Annotated in this window: 19 protein-coding genes; all 19 read right to left on the bottom strand. The window is 66.4% G+C overall.

What is annotated here, in order from left to right; translation table 11 throughout:
* The coding region (locus AC13C7_RS07640; RefSeq protein WP_482867103.1) for an NADH-quinone oxidoreductase subunit A at positions 1 to 233 on the bottom strand (233 nt) is incomplete at its 3' end.
* Between the two features lie 180 nt (positions 234 to 413).
* On the bottom strand, positions 414 to 2,156 hold the full coding sequence (locus AC13C7_RS07635) for a SulP family inorganic anion transporter (protein ID WP_482867102.1): 1,743 nt from the start codon (positions 2,154 to 2,156) through the stop codon (positions 414 to 416).
* Positions 2,157 to 2,489, bottom strand: coding sequence for a protein tyrosine phosphatase family protein (locus AC13C7_RS07630; protein WP_172319000.1), 333 nt, complete (start codon positions 2,487 to 2,489; stop codon positions 2,157 to 2,159).
* A 41-nt stretch (positions 2,490 to 2,530) separates the two neighbouring features.
* The gene (locus AC13C7_RS07625; RefSeq protein ID WP_474888471.1) at positions 2,531 to 3,415 is read right to left on the bottom strand and encodes an MBL fold metallo-hydrolase; all 885 of its coding nucleotides are present in this window, start codon (positions 3,413 to 3,415) and stop codon (positions 2,531 to 2,533) included.
* Between the two features lie 22 nt (positions 3,416 to 3,437).
* Complete coding sequence (locus AC13C7_RS07620) at positions 3,438 to 3,875, bottom strand: DUF6691 family protein (protein ID WP_172318996.1); 438 nt, start codon at positions 3,873 to 3,875, stop codon at positions 3,438 to 3,440.
* A gap of 3 nt (positions 3,876 to 3,878) precedes the next feature.
* On the bottom strand, positions 3,879 to 4,313 hold the full coding sequence (locus tag AC13C7_RS07615; protein ID WP_172318994.1) for a YeeE/YedE family protein: 435 nt from the start codon (positions 4,311 to 4,313) through the stop codon (positions 3,879 to 3,881).
* Positions 4,310 to 4,522, bottom strand: a complete 213-nt coding sequence (locus AC13C7_RS07610; RefSeq protein ID WP_446118661.1) for a YgaP family membrane protein — start codon at positions 4,520 to 4,522, stop codon at positions 4,310 to 4,312. Before AC13C7_RS07610 ends, AC13C7_RS07615 begins: the two co-directional genes overlap by 4 nt.
* A 93-nt stretch (positions 4,523 to 4,615) precedes the next feature.
* On the bottom strand, positions 4,616 to 5,308 hold the full coding sequence (locus AC13C7_RS07605) for a Crp/Fnr family transcriptional regulator (RefSeq protein ID WP_446118659.1): 693 nt from the start codon (positions 5,306 to 5,308) through the stop codon (positions 4,616 to 4,618).
* A 211-nt stretch (positions 5,309 to 5,519) separates the two neighbouring features.
* Complete coding sequence (locus tag AC13C7_RS07600; RefSeq protein WP_446118657.1) at positions 5,520 to 5,891, bottom strand: DUF5368 domain-containing protein; 372 nt, start codon at positions 5,889 to 5,891, stop codon at positions 5,520 to 5,522.
* A 16-nt stretch (positions 5,892 to 5,907) separates the two neighbouring features.
* On the bottom strand, positions 5,908 to 7,209 hold the full coding sequence (locus AC13C7_RS07595; protein ID WP_172318986.1) for an NAD(P)/FAD-dependent oxidoreductase: 1,302 nt from the start codon (positions 7,207 to 7,209) through the stop codon (positions 5,908 to 5,910).
* Between the two features lie 129 nt (positions 7,210 to 7,338).
* Complete coding sequence (arsB, locus tag AC13C7_RS07590) at positions 7,339 to 8,346, bottom strand: ACR3 family arsenite efflux transporter (protein ID WP_172318984.1); 1,008 nt, start codon at positions 8,344 to 8,346, stop codon at positions 7,339 to 7,341.
* On the bottom strand, positions 8,343 to 9,620 hold the full coding sequence (gene arsJ / locus AC13C7_RS07585; RefSeq protein ID WP_482867101.1) for an organoarsenical effux MFS transporter ArsJ: 1,278 nt from the start codon (positions 9,618 to 9,620) through the stop codon (positions 8,343 to 8,345). The genes arsB and arsJ overlap by 4 nt, the downstream gene beginning before the upstream one ends.
* The gene (locus AC13C7_RS07580; protein WP_482867100.1) at positions 9,617 to 10,615 is read right to left on the bottom strand and encodes an ArsJ-associated glyceraldehyde-3-phosphate dehydrogenase; all 999 of its coding nucleotides are present in this window, start codon (positions 10,613 to 10,615) and stop codon (positions 9,617 to 9,619) included. The genes arsJ and AC13C7_RS07580 overlap by 4 nt, the downstream gene beginning before the upstream one ends.
* Positions 10,612 to 11,457 carry an arsenate reductase/protein-tyrosine-phosphatase family protein gene (locus AC13C7_RS07575; RefSeq protein WP_482867099.1) on the bottom strand — a complete coding sequence of 282 codons (846 nt, stop codon included), beginning with the start codon at positions 11,455 to 11,457 and terminating at the stop codon, positions 10,612 to 10,614. The genes AC13C7_RS07580 and AC13C7_RS07575 overlap by 4 nt, the downstream gene beginning before the upstream one ends.
* A gap of 125 nt (positions 11,458 to 11,582) precedes the next feature.
* Positions 11,583 to 12,623, bottom strand: a complete 1,041-nt coding sequence (locus tag AC13C7_RS07570; protein WP_172318976.1) for an aromatic ring-hydroxylating dioxygenase subunit alpha — start codon at positions 12,621 to 12,623, stop codon at positions 11,583 to 11,585.
* Positions 12,624 to 12,627: 4 nt separating this feature from the next.
* The gene (hutU, locus tag AC13C7_RS07565; RefSeq protein WP_172318974.1) at positions 12,628 to 14,298 is read right to left on the bottom strand and encodes a urocanate hydratase; all 1,671 of its coding nucleotides are present in this window, start codon (positions 14,296 to 14,298) and stop codon (positions 12,628 to 12,630) included.
* The gene (gene hutG, locus AC13C7_RS07560) at positions 14,295 to 15,095 is read right to left on the bottom strand and encodes an N-formylglutamate deformylase (protein ID WP_482867098.1); all 801 of its coding nucleotides are present in this window, start codon (positions 15,093 to 15,095) and stop codon (positions 14,295 to 14,297) included. Before hutG ends, hutU begins: the two co-directional genes overlap by 4 nt.
* Positions 15,092 to 16,630 (bottom strand): histidine ammonia-lyase, encoded by a 1,539-nt coding sequence (gene hutH, locus AC13C7_RS07555; RefSeq protein WP_482867097.1) that lies wholly within the window; start codon positions 16,628 to 16,630, stop codon positions 15,092 to 15,094. Before hutH ends, hutG begins: the two co-directional genes overlap by 4 nt.
* The gene (gene hutI, locus AC13C7_RS07550) at positions 16,627 to 17,820 is read right to left on the bottom strand and encodes an imidazolonepropionase (protein ID WP_482867096.1); all 1,194 of its coding nucleotides are present in this window, start codon (positions 17,818 to 17,820) and stop codon (positions 16,627 to 16,629) included. The genes hutH and hutI overlap by 4 nt, the downstream gene beginning before the upstream one ends.
* Positions 17,821 to 17,833 lie beyond the last annotated feature (13 nt).

The raw sequence follows: 17,833 nt of genomic DNA, 5'->3' as shown, positions 1-17,833 counted from the left end.
AACGCCATCTCCATATCGAAGGCCAGGAACAGCAGCGCATAACCGGCATAGCGCGCATGATAGCGCACCCAGACCGGATCGCGCGACAGGGTGCCGGCGGTGGCGGGCACGTCCTTGCCGGGTTCCGCGCGCGCGCGCCCGATGGCCCGCGCCAGCCCGTAAAGGCTGAGCACGAGACCGAACACACCGACACTCAGCCCGAAAAGGATCGCGTATTGGGAAAGCTCCCTCATCCTTGGCACCTCCTATGGGGCTCTCGAATCCCATTCAGGTTAGGGGTTTGATCTCTGCGGCACAATCACGCCAGCGCCCGCGCTGCCGTCATGCAAGGACGCGGCGCGGTGCCGATCATTACAGATCTCCGAGACATCGGGTTACGGGACGTAGAGGGCAGAGGTCGCCATCCGGTTCCGTCAGATTGCGCTTGCGGCGGCGGGCGCCGATGACGGGGCCAGGCGGGTCCAGGCCTCGTATTGCGACAGGAACACCTGGCCGTTCAGGGCGGTAAGGAAATCGCTGCGGTGCAGCCGGTCCATCACCGGGCCCTTGACCTCGGAGAGATGCAGGCCGACGCCCATGTCGCGCAGCCGCAGGTTGATCGCCTCGAGGCTTTCCAGCGCGGAATAATCAACCTCGTTCACCGCCGAGAACATCAAGACCACGTTGCGGATGTCGCAGCCCTCGGTCACGCGTTTCTGGATCAGGTCTTCGAGAAAACGGGCATTGGCGAAATAGAGGCTTTCATCGACGCGCAGGCTCACCAGGGTCGGGTCGGTCTCGACCGAATGGCGATGGATATTGCGGAAGTGCTCGGTGCCCGGAACGCGGCCCAGTTCGGCGACATGGGGCCGCGAGGTCCGGTAGAGATGCAGCAGCACCGAAAGCGCAACCCCCGCGGCCACGCCGATCTCGACACCGAGGCCGAGGGTCAGCACAATCGTCACCGCGACGGCGGCGAAATCGGCGCGGGCATAGCCCCAGGTCTTCTTGAGGATCGAGAGGTCCACGAGGCTGAGAACCGCCACGATGATGGTCGCCGCGAGGGTGGCCTTGGGCAGGTAATGAACCAGCGGTGTCAGCGCCACGGCCGCAATCGCCAGCCCAAGCGCGGTGAAGATCCCGGCGGCGGGCGTCTCGGCCCCGGCGTCGAAATTCACCACCGACCGCGAGAAGCCGCCGGTGACCGGAAAGCCGCCGGTGAAGCCCGCGCCCAGATTGGCCGCGCCCAACCCGATCAGTTCCTGGTCCGGGTCGATGCGCTGGCGCTTCTTGGCCGCCAGGGTCTGCGCCACCGAAACGCTTTCGACAAAGCCGATGACCGAGATCAGGATCGCGGGCAGCACGAGGGCGCGCAGCAGGTCGGGGGACAGCCCCGGCAGGGTCAGGGGCGGCAGGCCCTGCGGCACCGTGCCGACAATGGCGACGCCGCGCTGGTCGAGACCCAGACCCCAGACCGCGAGCGTCGTCGCCACCACAGCCGCGACCGGCCCGGCCTTGGTCAGGATATCCGCAAGGGGGGCGGGCGCGCCCATTGCCCGCAGCAGGGGCTTGAGATGCACCCGCGCCCAGAAGAGGAACCCGGTGGCGGCAAGACCGAGCGCTACGGTGATCCAGTTGATCCGGTCCAGATGCGCGCCAAGCGAAAGCACGAGCTCGGGGAGGGTGTGGCCCTCGGCCGGGATGCCGAGGATATGCTTGAGCTGGCTCGCCGCGATCAGGATGCCCGACGCGGTGATGAAGCCCGCGATCACCGGATGGCTGAGGAAATTCGCCAGGAACCCGAGGCGCAGGACCCCCATCAGCAGGAGGAACCCGCCCGACAGCACCGCCAGCGTCAGGGCCGCGACGGCATAGCCCGCGGTGCCCTGATCCGCGACCTGCCCGACCGCCGAGGCGGTCAGGAGCGAGACCACCGCCACCGGCCCGACGGCCAGGGCCCGGCTGGTGCCGAAGATCGCGTAGAGCACGATGGGGGCGATGGAGGCGTAGATGCCGGCCTCGGGCGGCAATCCCGCGAGCAAGGCATAGGCGAGCGATTGCGGGATCAGCATGATCGTGACGACGAGCGCCGCGATCATGTCATTCGAGAACGCCGTGCGGTCATAGGCGGGCGCCCAGTCGAGCAGGGGAACATGGCGGCGCAGGCTGCGGATCATTCAGGCGGCCCCGTGCAGGGTCCAGAGGCTCGAGGATCGCGCGCCCGACCGGCAATAGGCCAGCACCGGCGAGGGCAGCGCGCGCAGGGCCTCGGCGAAGGCGGTAACGTCGTCCGCGCCGATCTTGCCGGGGGCGACGGGGACAAAACGGGTGGCGATACCGGCCTTGCGCGCCGCGGCCTCGATCGCCGCGTAGGGCGGCTGGCCGGGAGCTTCGTCATCGGGGCGGTTGCAGATGATCGCACGGTAGCCCGCCGCGGCGATCGCCGCGACATCCTCGGGCATGATCTGTCCGGCCACCGCGATCTCGGGTGTCAGTCGTTTCAGGTCCATCTTGTCTCGTTCCGGATTGGGGAAGGCGCGGGCGCGGGCTGTCACAGCGCGTTCACCGGCACCTTCAGCATCGGATTTCCGTCCCTGTCGGTCGGAACCTCGCCCGCGCGCATGTTCACCTGCAACGACGGGATGATCAGCCGGGGCATGGCAAGCTGCGCATCGCGCTCGGTCCGGAACTTGACGAAGTCCGCCTTCGTCTTGCCCGCGCCGACATGGATGTTATGGGCCTTTTCCTCGCCCACCGTGGTCTCCCACGCGATGTCGCGCCCGTTCGGCCCGTAATCGTGGCACATGAAAAGCCGCATCTCGTCGGGCAGCGCCAGCACCTTCTGGATCGAATCGTAGAGCGTGCCCGCATCGCCACCGGGAAAATCCGCCCGCGCCGAGCCGCCATCGGGCATGAACAGCGTGTCGCCCACGAAAGCCGCATCGCCCATCACATGCACCATGCAGGCGGGCGTGTGGCCGGGCGTGTACATGGCAAAGGCCGGCATGTTGCCGATCTCGTAGGTGTCGCCATCCTCGAACAGGGCGTCGAACTGGCTGCCGTCGCGCTGGAACTCGGTGCCTTCGTTGAAGATCTTGCCGAAGGTGTCCTGAACCACCATGATCTTGGCGCCGATGCCGATCTTGCCGCCCAGTTTGCCCTGAATATACGGTGCCGCCGACAGGTGATCCGCGTGGACATGGGTTTCGATGATCCACTCCAGCTTGAGGCCCTGGGCCTCGATCTGGCGGATCAGCTCGTCCGCGTGATCATAGGTGATCCGGCCCGCGGCATAGTCTATGTCCATGACGCTGTCGACGATCGCACAGGCGTTGGAGGTGGGATCCTTCACGATATAGCTGATCGTGTTGGTGGCCTCGTCGAAGAAGGCCTGAACCTGGGGTTTGATGTCCATCCGGACGGGGTAACCTGTCATGATGTCACTCCTTTGGGTTTGGTCACGTGGCCTGCTGCGCGCGGCGCGCGGCGGCGGATTGGATCGCCCGTGCAAGGACGATTCCGGCGATGAGGGCGGCGGTGAAGGCGAAGACCTCCCACCGTCCGGTGCCGAGCGCGGGAAGCGCCCCGCCGGGACAGAACCCCACGATGCCCCATCCGACGCCGAAGAGGATCGAGCCGCCGATCAGCGGCGCGTCGATCCGGGCCACGCCCGGCAGCGAGAAGTCGCGCTCGAAGATCGGGGCCGCGCGTCCGAAGACCAGCTTGTAGCCGACGAAGGTCGTCACCAGCGCGCCGCCCATCACCAGGATCAGGGACGGATCCCATGTTCCGGCGACGTCGAAGAAATTCAGCACCTTGGCAGGGTTGGCCATGCCCGAGATCAAGATTCCGACCCCGAAGATCAGGCCGATGAGATAGGTTGCGATCAGCTTCATGGCTTACCCCCCGATCACGTGGCGGATGACGTAGACGGTGGCGAAGCTGGCGGCCATGAAGGTCAGCGTCGCCACGATGGAGCGCGGGCTGAGCCGCGCCATGCCGCAGACGCCATGACCCGAGGCGCAGCCCGACCCGAAGCTGACGCCGACCCCGACGATGAGACCGCCGATGACAAGTGCTGCGGTCGAGATCGGGACCTCGATGGCGGGCATCTCGCCCGAGACCAGCCAGACCAGGGCGGGCCCGGTGACCATTCCGGCCAGAAGCGCCGCGCGCCAGGCAAAGTCGCGGGACGTCGCGGGCTGGATCAGGCCGACCAGGATGCCGGTGGCCCCCATCACACGTCCAAGCGTCAGCATCAGCAGGGTCGAGGCGACACCGATCAGGATGCCGCCCGACAACGAGGCCAGCGGGGTGAACGCGGTCTCGATCATTGGTTCAGCCCGCAGGTCCGGAGACCGAAGACACGGTAGAGCGGACAATGGCCCGCCAAAGCCGTGACTGCCATGATCGCGGCCACGATCACGGCGAGCCAGCCCATCAGGCCACCGCCCGGAACACCGAGGCCGAACACCAGAACCAGCAAAAGCGTTGCGACCGCAAGGCGCGCGCCGCGGTCGGTCCTTCCCATATTCCTCGTCATGTCGTCTCCTCCTTCGGGAATCGTTTTCAAAGGTCTAGCAGACCGGCCCGGAAGAGTTTGGTGACTTGGTCACAGACCCTGAAATCGCGGGTTTCAGTCTTGCGCGCCAGAGGTCTTCACAAGACGGTCCAGCCCGTCCCGGTCGGTCAGGCGCACTTCGCCGCGGGCCTGTTCGATCCAGCCGCGACGGTGAAACTCGGACAAGGTGCGCGACACCACTTCGCGCGCGGTGCCAAGCTCGGTTCCCAGCATGGCATGGGTGGCGTGGACGATGCCGTCCGCATCGGCAAGCTCCAGCAGCCGCGCGGCCAGGCGCACATCCATGCGCTGGAATACGATATCGTCGATCAGGGTGAACAGGTCGGTGATGCGCCGCGAATAGGCGGTGAAGACGAAGGTGCGGAAGACGGGCGATCTCGCGACCAGGTCGTCGAAGACCCGGCGCGGGATCGCAACGGCGGTGACATCGGTCTCGGCGGTGCCCTCGGCCGAGTAATCCTCGAAAGCCAGCATGCAGGCCGTGGTCAGCACGCAGCTGTCACCGGCATGGACCCGGTAGAGGAACACGTCGCGCCCGGTCTCGGATTTCTGCTGCACCCGCACCGTCCCGTCCAGCAGCAGCCACAGGTTGTCCGCCGTCTGCCCCGGCGAGAATATCACCGTGCCCGAGGGAACCGAGACGATCTCGCTGCCGGCCTCGAGCTCGGCGCGCAGATCGTCCGGCAGCCCCCCGAGCCCTTTGAAATTGTCGATCCAGTTGGCGGTCTTCTGCCCCTTGGTCCCCATGCGATCGTCTCTCTTGGCGATACGGCCCGTCAGGCCGTCAGGATACTCCCTCCAGATAGGGGCCGCGGGCGCCAGTTTGAAACGTTTTTTCCGGTCGGTTCGTCGCAGGCCGGCTTTATGCCGGCTGGCGGATGCCGCCCAACTCCGAACCGGCGGGCAACCTGCCGAGAGGTCACACCCCGAGCCCATGTCGCCTGCCGCGACCGCCGCGCTATCGGACATCGCCGCCGCCTGTCGTGCGGCGCGATCCGATCAGCGCCTCGACGGTATAGACAAGGATGGCCATTCCGACGGCCCCCAGGGCGGCAATGCCGAGCAGCAGCATCACATCCACCGGGCCGCCGATGTCGGACAGGCGCGAGCGGGTCATCGCCATCACGAACCAGACGGCCAGCACCGCCCCCAAAGGCATCGACAGTTGCGCCAGCAGGAACTTCCGCCAGCTTACCGCCCGGTCCCGCACCAGGACGTAGATGTAGCCAAGCGTGATCAGCGCCACCGCCGCCACCATCAGCCAGAACAGGCTGCGCCCGAAGATCTCCTCGAAGACCGCGATCATGGTTTCATGGGTCAGCTCTTGCATGTCGTCTTCCTCCTCCTCAGGCCCGGCCGCGCAGCATGGCGTTGTAGGTGGGTTTCAGCGCGACCTCCTTCATCAGCCAGCTGATCCACAGCTCCTCCAGCGGCGCGATGATGCCGGGGAAGGACGGGACCAGGTTGTTGCGGTAGTCGAACTCGATCAGCATCGCGCGGCCGATCCGGGTGATCATCGGGCACGAGGTGTAGCCATTATAGGTGGCGGTGCCCTCGCGGCCCTCGATGGCGGCGACCAGGTGATCCTCGACCACCGGCACCTGCCACTTGACCGATGCGGCGGTCTTGCCCTTGGGCACGCCCGCGACATCGCCCAGGGCGAAGATCTCGGGGTGGCGCAGGTGGCGCAGCGTCTGCATGTCCACCTCGACCCATCCCTGATCGGTCCAGCGGTCTGCCCAGGCCAGCCCCGATTGCACCACGAAATCCGGCGCGCGCTGCGGCGGGATGACGTGGATATAATCATAATCGACCTCTTCGGTGCCGCCATCGACGGCGAATGTCGCGCGCCTGGCGCCCGCGTCGATCGCGGTCAGGGTCCGGTTCATCATCGTCTCGACGCCGCGATCCTCGAACAGCATCCGCACCTTCTCGGCCACGATGGGCACCCCGAAAAGCGCGGATTGCGGCGCGGCATAGATCATGTTCATGCGGCCCGCGTTGCCCGCCCGCCGACCGATATCGTCGATCAGAAAGGTGTGTTTCAGCGGTGCGCCCGCGCATTTCATCTCGGTCGCAGGGCGGGTGAAGAGGCCGGTGCCGCCCTCCTCCGCGAAGCGGCTGGCCGCAGCCCAGGTGCGCGCGGCGTGTTCCGGTCCGGCATAGAGCGCGCCAATCCCGTCCTGTCCCACCATGTCGAGGTTGAAGCCCTCGATGGCGTCGTGATCCAGCACCAGGCCGGGGGCCACGACAAGCCAGTCATAATCCAGCCTCTGCCCGCTTTCGGTCGAGACCGTCCTGGCCTCGGCATCGACGGCGGCCACCCGTTCGGGCAGCCAGGTAACGCCCTCGGGCAGCCACCCGGCGGTGTCCGAGACCACGTAACCCGCCGGTTTCAGCCCTGCCGCCACAAGCGTGAGGCCGGGCTGGTAGAGGTGATCGTGGCGCGGGTCGATCAGCGTGATCTCGGCCCCGTCCAGCCGCCGCACCAGCCGGTTGGCCAGCGCCGTGCCCGCCGCCCCTGCCCCGATGATGACGATCCGGGCCGAGGTCTCGACCGGTGCGACCTGCGCGTCGCCCGGGCCCGGCGCCAGCGCTGCCGCCGCCCCACCGGCCATCGCGATGTTGAGGAATTTTCTGCGGTTCATCTCAACCTCCTCTGCTGACTCGCGCAAGTATCGCCCGAGGACGCGCGCGCCGTCGGTGACAAGGTCACACATCCTTGCCGAAAGGGGCGGGACCGGGCCGGACGCAGACGGTGAACCGCCCTGCCCGTCTCAGGCAAAGCGCGCCCGCGTGCGGTTGGCGAAGGCCACCAGCGACAGCATCACCGGCACCTCGACCAGCACGCCCACCACCGTGGCCAGCGCCGCACCCGAGTTGAGGCCGAAAAGGCTGATTGCCACGGCGACCGCAAGCTCGAAGAAATTCGACGTGCCGATCAGGGCGCAAGGGGCCGCGATCCGGTGCGGTACGCGCAGCGCGAAGGCCGCCGTATAGGCCAGCGCGAAAATGCCGTAGGACTGGATCAAGATCGGCACCGCGATCAGCGCGATCACCTGCGGGCGGTCCAGGATCACCTGTCCCTGGAGCCCGAAAAGGATCACCACCGTCGCGATCAGGCCGACCATGGACCAGGGCTTGATGCGCTCGCGGAACGCCTCGATCCGGGCGGCGTGACCCAGGCGGCGGCGGGTCAGCAGCCCCGCCGCCAGCGGCAGCGCGATGAAGAGGATGACGGAAAGGACCAGCGTTCCCCATGGCACCACGATGTCGGTGACCCCGAGCAGGAAGGCCACGATCGGCGCGAAGGCGAAGACCATGACCACATCGTTCACCGAGACCTGCACCAGCGTGTAGCCCTCGTCGCCGCGCGTCAGCTGCGACCAGACGAAGACCATCGCGGTGCAGGGCGCGGCCCCCAGAAGGATCAGACCCGCGATATATTGCTGCGCATCGGCAGGCGCGATCAGGTCGGCGAAGACCACCTCGAAAAAGAGCACGCCCAGGGCCGCCATGGTGAAGGGCTTGATCAGCCAGTTGACCGCCAGCGTGATCGCCAGGCCCTTGGGCTGCTTGACCACGTCGCGCAGGCTGCCGGGATCGACGCCCACCATCATCGGGTAGACCATGGCCCAGATCAGCACCGCGACGACCAGGTTGACGCGGGCCAGTTCCGCCGCCGCGATTGCCGTGACAAGGCCGGGGGCCGCGCTGCCAAGTGCTATGCCCGCCACGATGGCCAGCGCGATCCAGAGCGACAGGTAGCGTTCGAAAAGGCTCATATCGCAGGCTCCTCTGCGGGGTCGGGGGTGAGGCGGCCCGCCGCAAACCCTGCGCCCGCCACCATCGCGCCGGCCAGCCCAAGCATCAAGGCCAGACCGCCCAGTTGATAGGAGAGGCCCGACAGGACCGTGCCCGCCAGCCGGCCCGCGGCATTGGCCATGTAGTAGACGCCGACATCCATCGTCACCCTCTCGGCGCGGGTGAAGGCGAGGATGAGGTAGGAATGCAACGAGGAGTTCACCGCGAAGACCGCGCCGAAGGCCAAAAGCCCCACGACCAGCGTCGCGGTCAGCCACGGGGCCGGACCGGGCGCCAGCAGCGCGGCGAGGCTGAGGGCGGCGGGGATGACCGCAAGTGTCCAGGCCCATCCACGGGCAGCGCGGATCAGCTCCGCCTCGGGGCGGGTGCGGGCGCGCAGGAGCCTCGGCGCGCTGGCCTGCACGGCGGCGTAGAGGATGGTCCAGGTGGCCATGAAGCCCCCGATCAGGAAGAAGGCGGCGCGGTTGCCCGCCTCGCTGCCATCCGACAGCACGGCGTAGAAATAGACGGGGATGCCGACCACGAACCAGACATCGCGCGCGCCGAAGAGGAACACCCGCGCCGCGCTGAGCCGTTTCACATTGGCCGAGGTGGAGAAGACCTCCTTCATCTGCACGCCCCGGCGGCCTCTGGGCAGCCCCGGCGGCATCGCCAGCCACACCGCCACCAGGATCACCGCCAGCACGGCGGCCATCGCCAGCACCGACGCGACAAAGCCGATCCCCGCCAAGAGCGCCGCGCCCAGGAAAAACCCCACGCCTTTCACGGCGTTCTTCGACCCCGTCAGGATCGCGACCCAGTGAAAGAGCCCGCCCTGCGCGGTCGGGGCGAGGTGCTTGACGGCGGATTTCGACGACATCTTGGCGAGATCCTTGGCCACGCCGCTCGCGCCCTGCACCGCCATGACGAACACCACCGACGCCGTCAGCGTCCAGCCGGGGTCAAGCTGCGCCAGCGCCACAAGCGCCGCAACCTGCAAGGCCAGCCCCGCGTAAAGCGTCGAGGTCAGCCCGAACCGCGCCGCGATCCAGCCCGCCGAGAGGTTGGTGATCATCCCCGCGACCTCGTAGAGCACGAAGAGCCAGGCCAGTTGCAGCGGCGAAAAGCCAAGCTCATGGAAATGCAGCAGCACCAGCATCCTGAGCGCGCCATCGGTCAGCATGAAGGCCCAATAGGCGGCGGTGACGGCGATATAGGCCGACAGCGACGGGGGCCGATCAGCCGGGTCGCTCACGGCGCGGCCCCGACCATCAGCGCCACATCGACCAGCCGATGCGCATAGCCCATCTCGTTGTCATACCAGGCATAGATCTTCACCTGGGTGCCGTTCACAACCATGGTCGAGGGCGCATCGACAATGCTCGAGCGGGTGTCGTTGGTGTAATCGGCCGAGACCAGCGGGCGCTCCTCGTAGCCCAGGATACCCGCAAGCGGCCCCTCGGCGGCGGCCTGAAAGAGGGCGTTGACCTCGTCCTCCGTGGTGTCGCGGGCCACCTCGAACACGCAATCGGTCAGCGATGCGTTCAGCAGCGGCACCCGCACCGCGTGGCCGTTCAACCGGCCCGTGAGCTCGGGATAGATCAGCGTGATCGCGGTCGCGCTGCCCGTGGTCGTGGGGATGAGCGAATTGAGCGCCGAGCGCGCGCGACGCAGATCCTTGGCCGGGCGGTCGACGATGGTTTGCGTGTTTGTCACGTCATGGATCGTGGTGATCGAGCCGTGGCGGATGCCGATCCCCTCGTGGATGACCTTGACCACGGGGGCCAGGCAATTCGTCGTGCAGGAGGCGGCGGTGACGATCCGGTGCGCCTCGGGGTCGTAGGTCTCGTGATTGACGCCATAGACGATATTGGCCGTCGGCCCGTCCTTGACCGGGGCCGAGACCACAACCCGCTTGACGCCGCCGTCGAAATAGGGGGCGAGCCTGGCCTGCGTCTTGAACACGCCGGTGCAGTCGATGACCACATCCACCCCGTCGAGCGGCAGCGCCCCGAGGTCGCGCGTGCCGATGAAGGGCAGCCGTGTGCCGTTGATCGTCACGGCCTCCGCGTCATGCGAAAACGCGGCGTCCCACCGGCCATGGACGGTGTCGAACTCCAGCAGATGCGCATGGGTCGCGGGGTCGCCGACGGCATCGTTGATCCAGGCGATCTCGGCGCCCTTCTCCAACAGCGGCTTCAGCGCCAGTTTTCCGATCCGGCCAAGGCCGTTCACAGCATAGACGGTCATTCGGTGTCTCCTCGGGGCAGATGCGCCAGGTCATCGACCGCACGTTGCAGGGAAATCCGGTCGAGCCGTTCCATCGGCAGTGCGGCAAAGGCCCGGATCCGGTGCAGAAAGGCGCTGTAGGCCTGGCGAAAGGCCAGGGCCTTTTCGGCGGGCGTGCCCTCCGCCTTGACCGGGTCCGGCACCCCCCAATGGCCGCTGACGGGCTGCCCTTCCCAGGCCGGGCAGGCCTCGTTCGCGGCCCGGTTGCAGACGGTGAAGACGAAATCGAAAACCGGCGCGTCGGGCCCCTGATACGTGGCGACTGTCTTGGCATGGAGGCCCGAGACATCGTGGCCGTTCTGGCGCAGCACCTCCAGAGCGAACGGGTTCAATTGCGATTCCGGGTCCGTGCCGGCGGAGAAGGCTTCGAACCGATCCCCCGCCAATGCGCGCAGGATCGACTCGGCAAAGATCGAACGGGCGGAATTTCCGGTGCAGATGAAGAGCACGTTGAACTTGCGGTTGGGCATGGTCTGGCCTTCCATGTGGGGAAAGATCGAAAGCGGCGCGCAGAGGTCCGGCCTGCCCCGGCAGCAATCGGTCAGGAGGTAGTCGAAAGTGCGCCGCACCTCCTCCATCGCGATGGCATAGCGCAGCGAGGATCCCGCCCGCTCCTGCGTGACCAGCCCGGCCTGCGTCAGCGCCGAAAGGTAGGAGGACAGCGTCGAGGGCTTGATCCCCAGAACCTCGGACAACTCCCCCGCCGGCAGCCTGTCGGGGTAGCGCCGCATGAGCAGCCGGAAGATGGCCAGCCGCTGCGGATGGCCCAGGGTCGTGAGGCGAGAGGGAATCAGTGTTTCCATATTTCACGGATATCGGAAATAGAGGAACGTGGCAACCCCGAGACGGCCCTGCCCGCCCCGTGTTCCCGCGCGCAGAACCCGACAATGCCGCCACTCCCACGCTGGTGCGCCCGCCCGGATTGCGGCTATTGCGCCATCTGGGCGTCGACCTCGCGTTCTTCGTTGATCATCGCCTGCAACTGGCGGCGGAAGCGCAACTGCCCGCCGTCGATGGGCAGGTCGATATGCGGGCTGGTCTTTTCATCCAATCCGATCTGCACCTCGTTCAGCACCGCGCGATCCTCCTCGAAGGCGTTGCGCACATCCTCGCTCATCATCTTCGACAGCGCCTCATCCCCCGGGCGGATGTTGCGCAGCTGGAACCAGTAATAGCGCGTGGTCTTCTCCGTCACCGGGGTCATGAAATTGTAGCTGTCCATGATGAAGGTCTGCGGGTGAAGCGGCCCGTCCTCGCCCCCCGTTCCCGCGGGCGTGAACACCGCCTTGATCAGCGCGTGGGAGGGGTAGCGCACCTCGTAGTGCTGCAGCCGGTCGCAATTGCCCTCGAACTCCACCACCTTCTTGTAGAACGGGGCCGGTTCGTGATCCATCATCCAGCGATGCACGATCACGCCGGTCTCGGTCTTCCTGACGCGCAGCGGCGTGTCCTTGGTGGCGGCGGCGGCAAAGGAGCTTTCATGCACCCATGCAACATGCGTCGGGTCCAGCAGGTTGTCGCACATGAGCAGGTAATTGCAGTCAAGCTCCATCGCCGCACCGCGATTGATGCCCCAGTCCGGGTTGTCGAAATTCTCGATCTCGAAGATCTCATGGGGATCGGCCAGCGCCGGGTTGCCCATCCAGATCCAGACCAGCCCGTATTTCTCATGGCAAGGATAGGCACGGACCTTGGCATTGGACGGGATGCGCCCCGCCCCCGGTGCCCACACACATTGCCCGGCGCAATCGAAGGTCAGCCCGTGATAGCCGCATTCGACCGTATCGCCCTTGATCCGCCCCTTCGACAGCGGCAGCTTGCGGTGCGGACAGGCATCCTCAAGCGCGATGACCTCACCGGCCTCGTTGCGGAAGATGCAGATCTTCTGGTTCAGGACCATGATCTGTTGCAGGTCCCGCGTGACCTCCTCGCCCCAGGCGGCGACATACCATGCGTTTTTCAGGAACATCGGTTTACCCCTTCAAGATACCCGGCAGGTTCAGCCCGTTTTCCCGCGCGCAGTCCAGCGCGATCTCATAGCCCGCATCGGCGTGGCGCATCACGCCCGTGGCCGGGTCGTTCCACAGCACATTGGCAATGCGCCGGTCGGCATCCTGCGTCCCGTCGCAGCAGATCACCATGCCGGAATGCTGGGAGAACCCCATGCCGACGCCGCCACCGTGATGCAAGGAAACCCAGGTGGCCCCGCTGGCCACGTTCAGCATCGCATTGAGCAGCGGCCAATCGCTGACCGCATCCGAGCCATCCTTCATCGCCTCGGTTTCGCGGTTGGGCGAGGCGACGGAACCTGAATCCAGATGATCCCGGCCAATGACCACGGGCGCCTTCAACTCGCCCGTCCGCACCATTTCATTGAAGGCGAGGCCAAGCTTGTGGCGCACGCCCAGACCAACCCAACAGATCCGCGCGGGCAGACCCTGGAAACTGATCCGCTCGCGCGCCATGTCCAGCCAGTTATGCAGGTGCGGGTCGTCCACCAGCTCCTTCACCTTGGCGTCGGTCTTGTAGATATCCTCGGGGTCACCGGACAGGGCGCACCAGCGGAACGGGCCGATGCCACGACAGAACAGTGGCCGGATATAGGCGGGCACGAAACCGGGGAAGGCGAAGGCGTTTTCCAGCCCCTCCTCCAGCGCCACCTGGCGGATGTTGTTGCCGTAATCCAGCGTTGGCACGCCTGCGTTCCAGAAATCCACCATCGCCGCGACATGGGTTTTCATGCTGGCGCGGGCGGCCTTTTCCACCTCTTTCGGCGCGCTCTCCTGTTTCTCGCGCCATTCGGCGACGCTCCAGCCCTGCGGCAGGTAGCCATGCAACGGGTCATGCGCGCTGGTCTGGTCGGTCACCATGTCGGGGCGGATGCCGCGCCGCGCGATCTCGGGGAACACGTCGGCGGCATTGGCGATGAGACCGACAGACTTGGCCTCGCCCGCCCTGGTCCAACGCTCGATCATCTCCAGCGCCTCGTCGAGGCTATGCGTGATCTCGTCAACATAGCGGGTGCGCTTGCGGAACGCGGCGCGGGTCTCGTCGCACTCCACGGCCAGGCAGCAGGCCCCGGCCATGACGGCGGCCAGCGGCTGCGCGCCGCCCATGCCGCCAAGCCCGCCGGTCAGGATCCATTTTCCGGTCAGATTGCCGTCGTAATGCTGACGCCCCGCCTCAACGAACGTCTCGTAAGTTCCCTGCACAATGCCTTGAGAACCAATGTAAATCCACGATCCGGCGGTCATCTGGCCATACATCGCCAGGCCCTTCTTATCCAGCTCGTTGAAATGGTCCCAATTGGCCCAATGCGGCACCAGGTTGGAGTTTGCGATCAGCACGCGCGGCGCATCCTTGTGGGTGCGGAAGATGCCGACGGGCTTGCCGGACTGGACAAGCATGGTCTGGTCGTCTTCCAGCTCCTTCAGCCCCGCGACGATGGCGTCGAAATCTTCCCATGTCCGCGCGGCGCGGCCGATGCCGCCGTAAACCACCAATTCATGCGGGTTTTCGGCCACATCGGGGTGCAGGTTGTTCATCAGCATCCGCATCGGCGCCTCGGTCAGCCAGGATTTGGCGGAAATCTCGGTGCCGGTATCGGGATAGACGTCGCGGATATTGTGGCGGGGATTGGTCATGAGGCACCTTTGAGGCTTGGGGCCAGAACGGCCAGGTCGGTCAGGATTTGGGCGACCGTGCCGCGCAGGCGGGCGGCCTTGTCCGGGGAATAGGTCCAGGGCGGGGCTTCGGCGGCCAGATAGGTGGATTGGGCCAGTTCCATCTGGATCGCGTGGAGGTTTTCGGCAGGCCGCCCATAGTGGCGCGTGGTCCAGCCGCCCTTGAAGCGTCCGTTTAACGTCGATGTGTAATCATTTGTGCTTGTACATATATCCTGCACTCTTCTCTCAACACTTGAAGCACAGGTCGCGCCGCTATTCGTGCCAATATTGAAATCCGGCAGACGGCCCTCGAAGAGGAACGGGATATGGCTGCGGATCGAGTGGCAATCATAGAGGATCGCCACCCCGTGGAGGTCGCGCACCCGGTCAAGCTCGGCCTGAAGCGCGGTGTGATAGGGCGTGTGAAACGCCGCGCGCCGCGCCGCGACCTCGGTGTCATCGGGGGGGACATCCCAGATCTCGCGCCCGTCGAAATCGGTCAGCGGCACGAGGCCCGTGGTGTTCTGACCGGGATAGAGGCTGCCCCCCTCGGGGTCGCGGTTGGCGTCGATGACATAGCGGTGAAACGTGGCGCGCACGGTGGTCGCGCCGGACAGAAGCCCGTCATAGAGCCTGTCGATATGCCAATCAGTGTCGGCCAGCAACCGACCGGTATCGTTGAGTTTTTCGGCCACGTCCCCCGGCACGTCTGTCCCGGTATGGGGCAGGCCCAGGACGATGGGGCTGTCGCCACGGCTCACCTCGACCGGGGTCATTCCGCGCGCCCCAGAACGTAGGCCGACAGGTCCACCGCGCCGATCAGCGCGCCGGTTTCGACCAGTTCCGCCGCCGCCGTGATCAGCGGGGCCATGTAACGATCCTCGCCCAGTTCCGGCACCGCCTCGCGCAGCTTGGCGATGGCCGAATTCAACGGATCGGAGGTCTGCAAGGGCGCGCGAAAGCCGATGCCCTGCGCGCCGCAAATGGCCTCCACCCCCAGGATCACCGAGAGGTTCGTGTTCATCCGGCCAAGCCGCCGCGCGGCATGGGCGGCCATCGACACGTGATCCTCCTGGTTGGCCGAGGTCGGCGTGGAATCCGTCGTGCAAGGGTTGGCTAGGTGCTTGTTTTCGCTCATCAAGGCGGCGGTTGTGACCTCGGCGATCATCAGACCGGAATTGAGACCGGGATCGGGGGTCAGGAAGGGCGGCAGGTCGAAACTGAGGTTGGGATCGACCATCAGCGCCACCCGGCGCTGCGCAATCGCGCCGATCTCGGAGATGGCAACGGCGATCTGGTCGGCGGCGAAGCCCACGGGCTCGGCGTGGAAATTGCCGCCCGAGACGATCAGCCCCTCCTCGACCAGCACCAGAGGGTTATCCGTGACGGCGTTGGCCTCCACCTCCAGCGTGCGCGCGGCATGGTGCAGCAGGTCCATGGCGGCCCCCGTCACCTGCGGCTGGCAGCGGATGCAATAGGGATCCTGCACGCGGGTATCGCCCTCGCGGTGGCTCTCGCGAATCTCGCTGCCCTCCATCAAGGCCCGCTGCGCCCGCGCCACCTCGATCTGGCCCTTGTGGCCGCGCAGCGTGTGGATGGCGTCCTGCAGAGGCGCGGTGGAGCCCATGATCGCGTCGGTCGAGAGCGCGCAGGTCAGCACGGAATTCGCGGCGTTGCGGAACGCGCCCCAGAGGCCCACCAGCGCGCAGGCGGTGGAAAACTGCGTGCCATTGATCAGCGCCAGCCCCTCCTTGGGGCCGAGCGTGATGGGGGTCAGACCGGCCTTTTCCAGCGCATCTGCACTGGCCATCCGGTCACCCCGATAGATCGCCTCGCCCGCGCCGATCATCGTCGCGGCCATATGCGCCAGCGGCGCAAGGTCGCCCGACGCGCCCACGGATCCTTGCGCGGGGATCACAGGGGTGACGCCCTTGGCCAGCATTCCTTGAATGATCTCAATTGTTTTCCAGGCGCAGCCCGAAGCGCCGCGCCCGAGCGACAGCAGTTTCAGCGCCATCATCAGCCGGGTCGTGGGGGTGTCCAGCACCTCGCCCACGCCACAGCAATGGCTGAGGATGAGGTTCCTTTGCAGCGTCGCGGTGTCCCTGGCGGCGATCTTGACGCTGGCGAGCTTGCCGAATCCGGTATTGACGCCGTAAACCGCGTCATCCCCCGCGGCGGCCTTGGCGACCAGCGCGGCGGCGGCCTCGACTCCACCCTGCGCGGCGGGGTCCAGTTCGACGGGGGCCTCACCGGCCCAGATTTCGTGCAGCTCGGCCAGCGTCGCGGCGCCGGGGGCCAGGCGGATCATAGCTGACCTCCGAAAATGCGTTTATGCAGCGGGTTGAAGCCGATGCGATAGGCCAGTTCGGCGGGCGTCTCGACATCCCAGACCGCCAGATCGGCGCGGTGTCCGGGCACGATACGGCCCCGATCCGTGCAGCCCAGGGCGCGGGCGGCATGGGCGGTGACGCCAAGCAGCGCCTCCAGCGGCGTCATGCGGAACAGCGTGCAGCCCATGTTCATGGTCAGGAGCAGCGAGGTCAGCGGCGATGAGCCGGGGTTGCAATCGGTGGCCAGCGCCATCGGCACGCCGTGATCGCGGAAGGCCTGGATCGGCGGGGCCTGCGTCTCGCGGATGGTGTAGAAGGCACCGGGCAGGATCGTGGCGACGGTGCCGGAGGCCGCCAGCGCCTTGGCGTCCTCTTCGGTCGCGTATTCGACATGATCGGCCGAGAGCGCGCCGTATTTCGCGGCCAGCGCCGTGCCGCCGATATTCGAAAGCTGCTCGGCATGGAGCTTCACCGGCAACCCAAGTTCATGTGAAACCTTAAAGACGCGCTCTATCTGCTTTGTATTGAATGCAATTCCTTCACAGAATCCATCCACGGCGTCGACCAGACCGGCCCCATGCGCGGCGCGCAGTGCGGGGATGGCGACCTCGTCGATATAGGCGTCGTCACGGCCCTTGTAATCGGCGGGCGTGGCATGGGCGCCGAGGAAGCTGGTGCGCACCTCGACAGGTCGCGCGTCACCGATCGCGCGGGCGACACGCAGCATTTTCAGCTCGGTCTCGATATCCAGACCGTAGCCCGATTTCACCTCGATCAGCGTGACGCCCTCGCCGATCAGCGTCTCGACCCGGCGCAGGGCATCGGCCAGCAGCGCCTCCTCGGATGCCGCGCGCGTGGCTTTCACGGTCGAGACGATCCCGCCGCCCGCCTTGGCGACCTCCTCGTAGCTGGCCCCGTTCAGGCGCAGCTCGAACTCCGCCGCGCGGTTGCCGCCGAAGACGACATGGGTGTGGCAATCAATCAGCCCCGGCGTGACCAGCCGCCCGCCAAGATCGGTCTCCACTTGCCGGGCATGTTCAGGCGGAATCCCACTGGCCTTGCCCACCCAGGCGACGCGCGCGCCTTCCAGCACAATCGCCCCATCCTCGATCACGCCGAAACTGGCGTTGTCAGCGAGGGTCGCAATCGTCGCATTGGTCAGGATCATGGGCTCGACTCAC

It is taken from the genome of Alterinioella sp. B-7, assembly GCF_056857775.1.
Note: the sequence above shows the minus strand (reverse complement) of the source record. Positions and strands in the feature narration are given on the sequence as shown.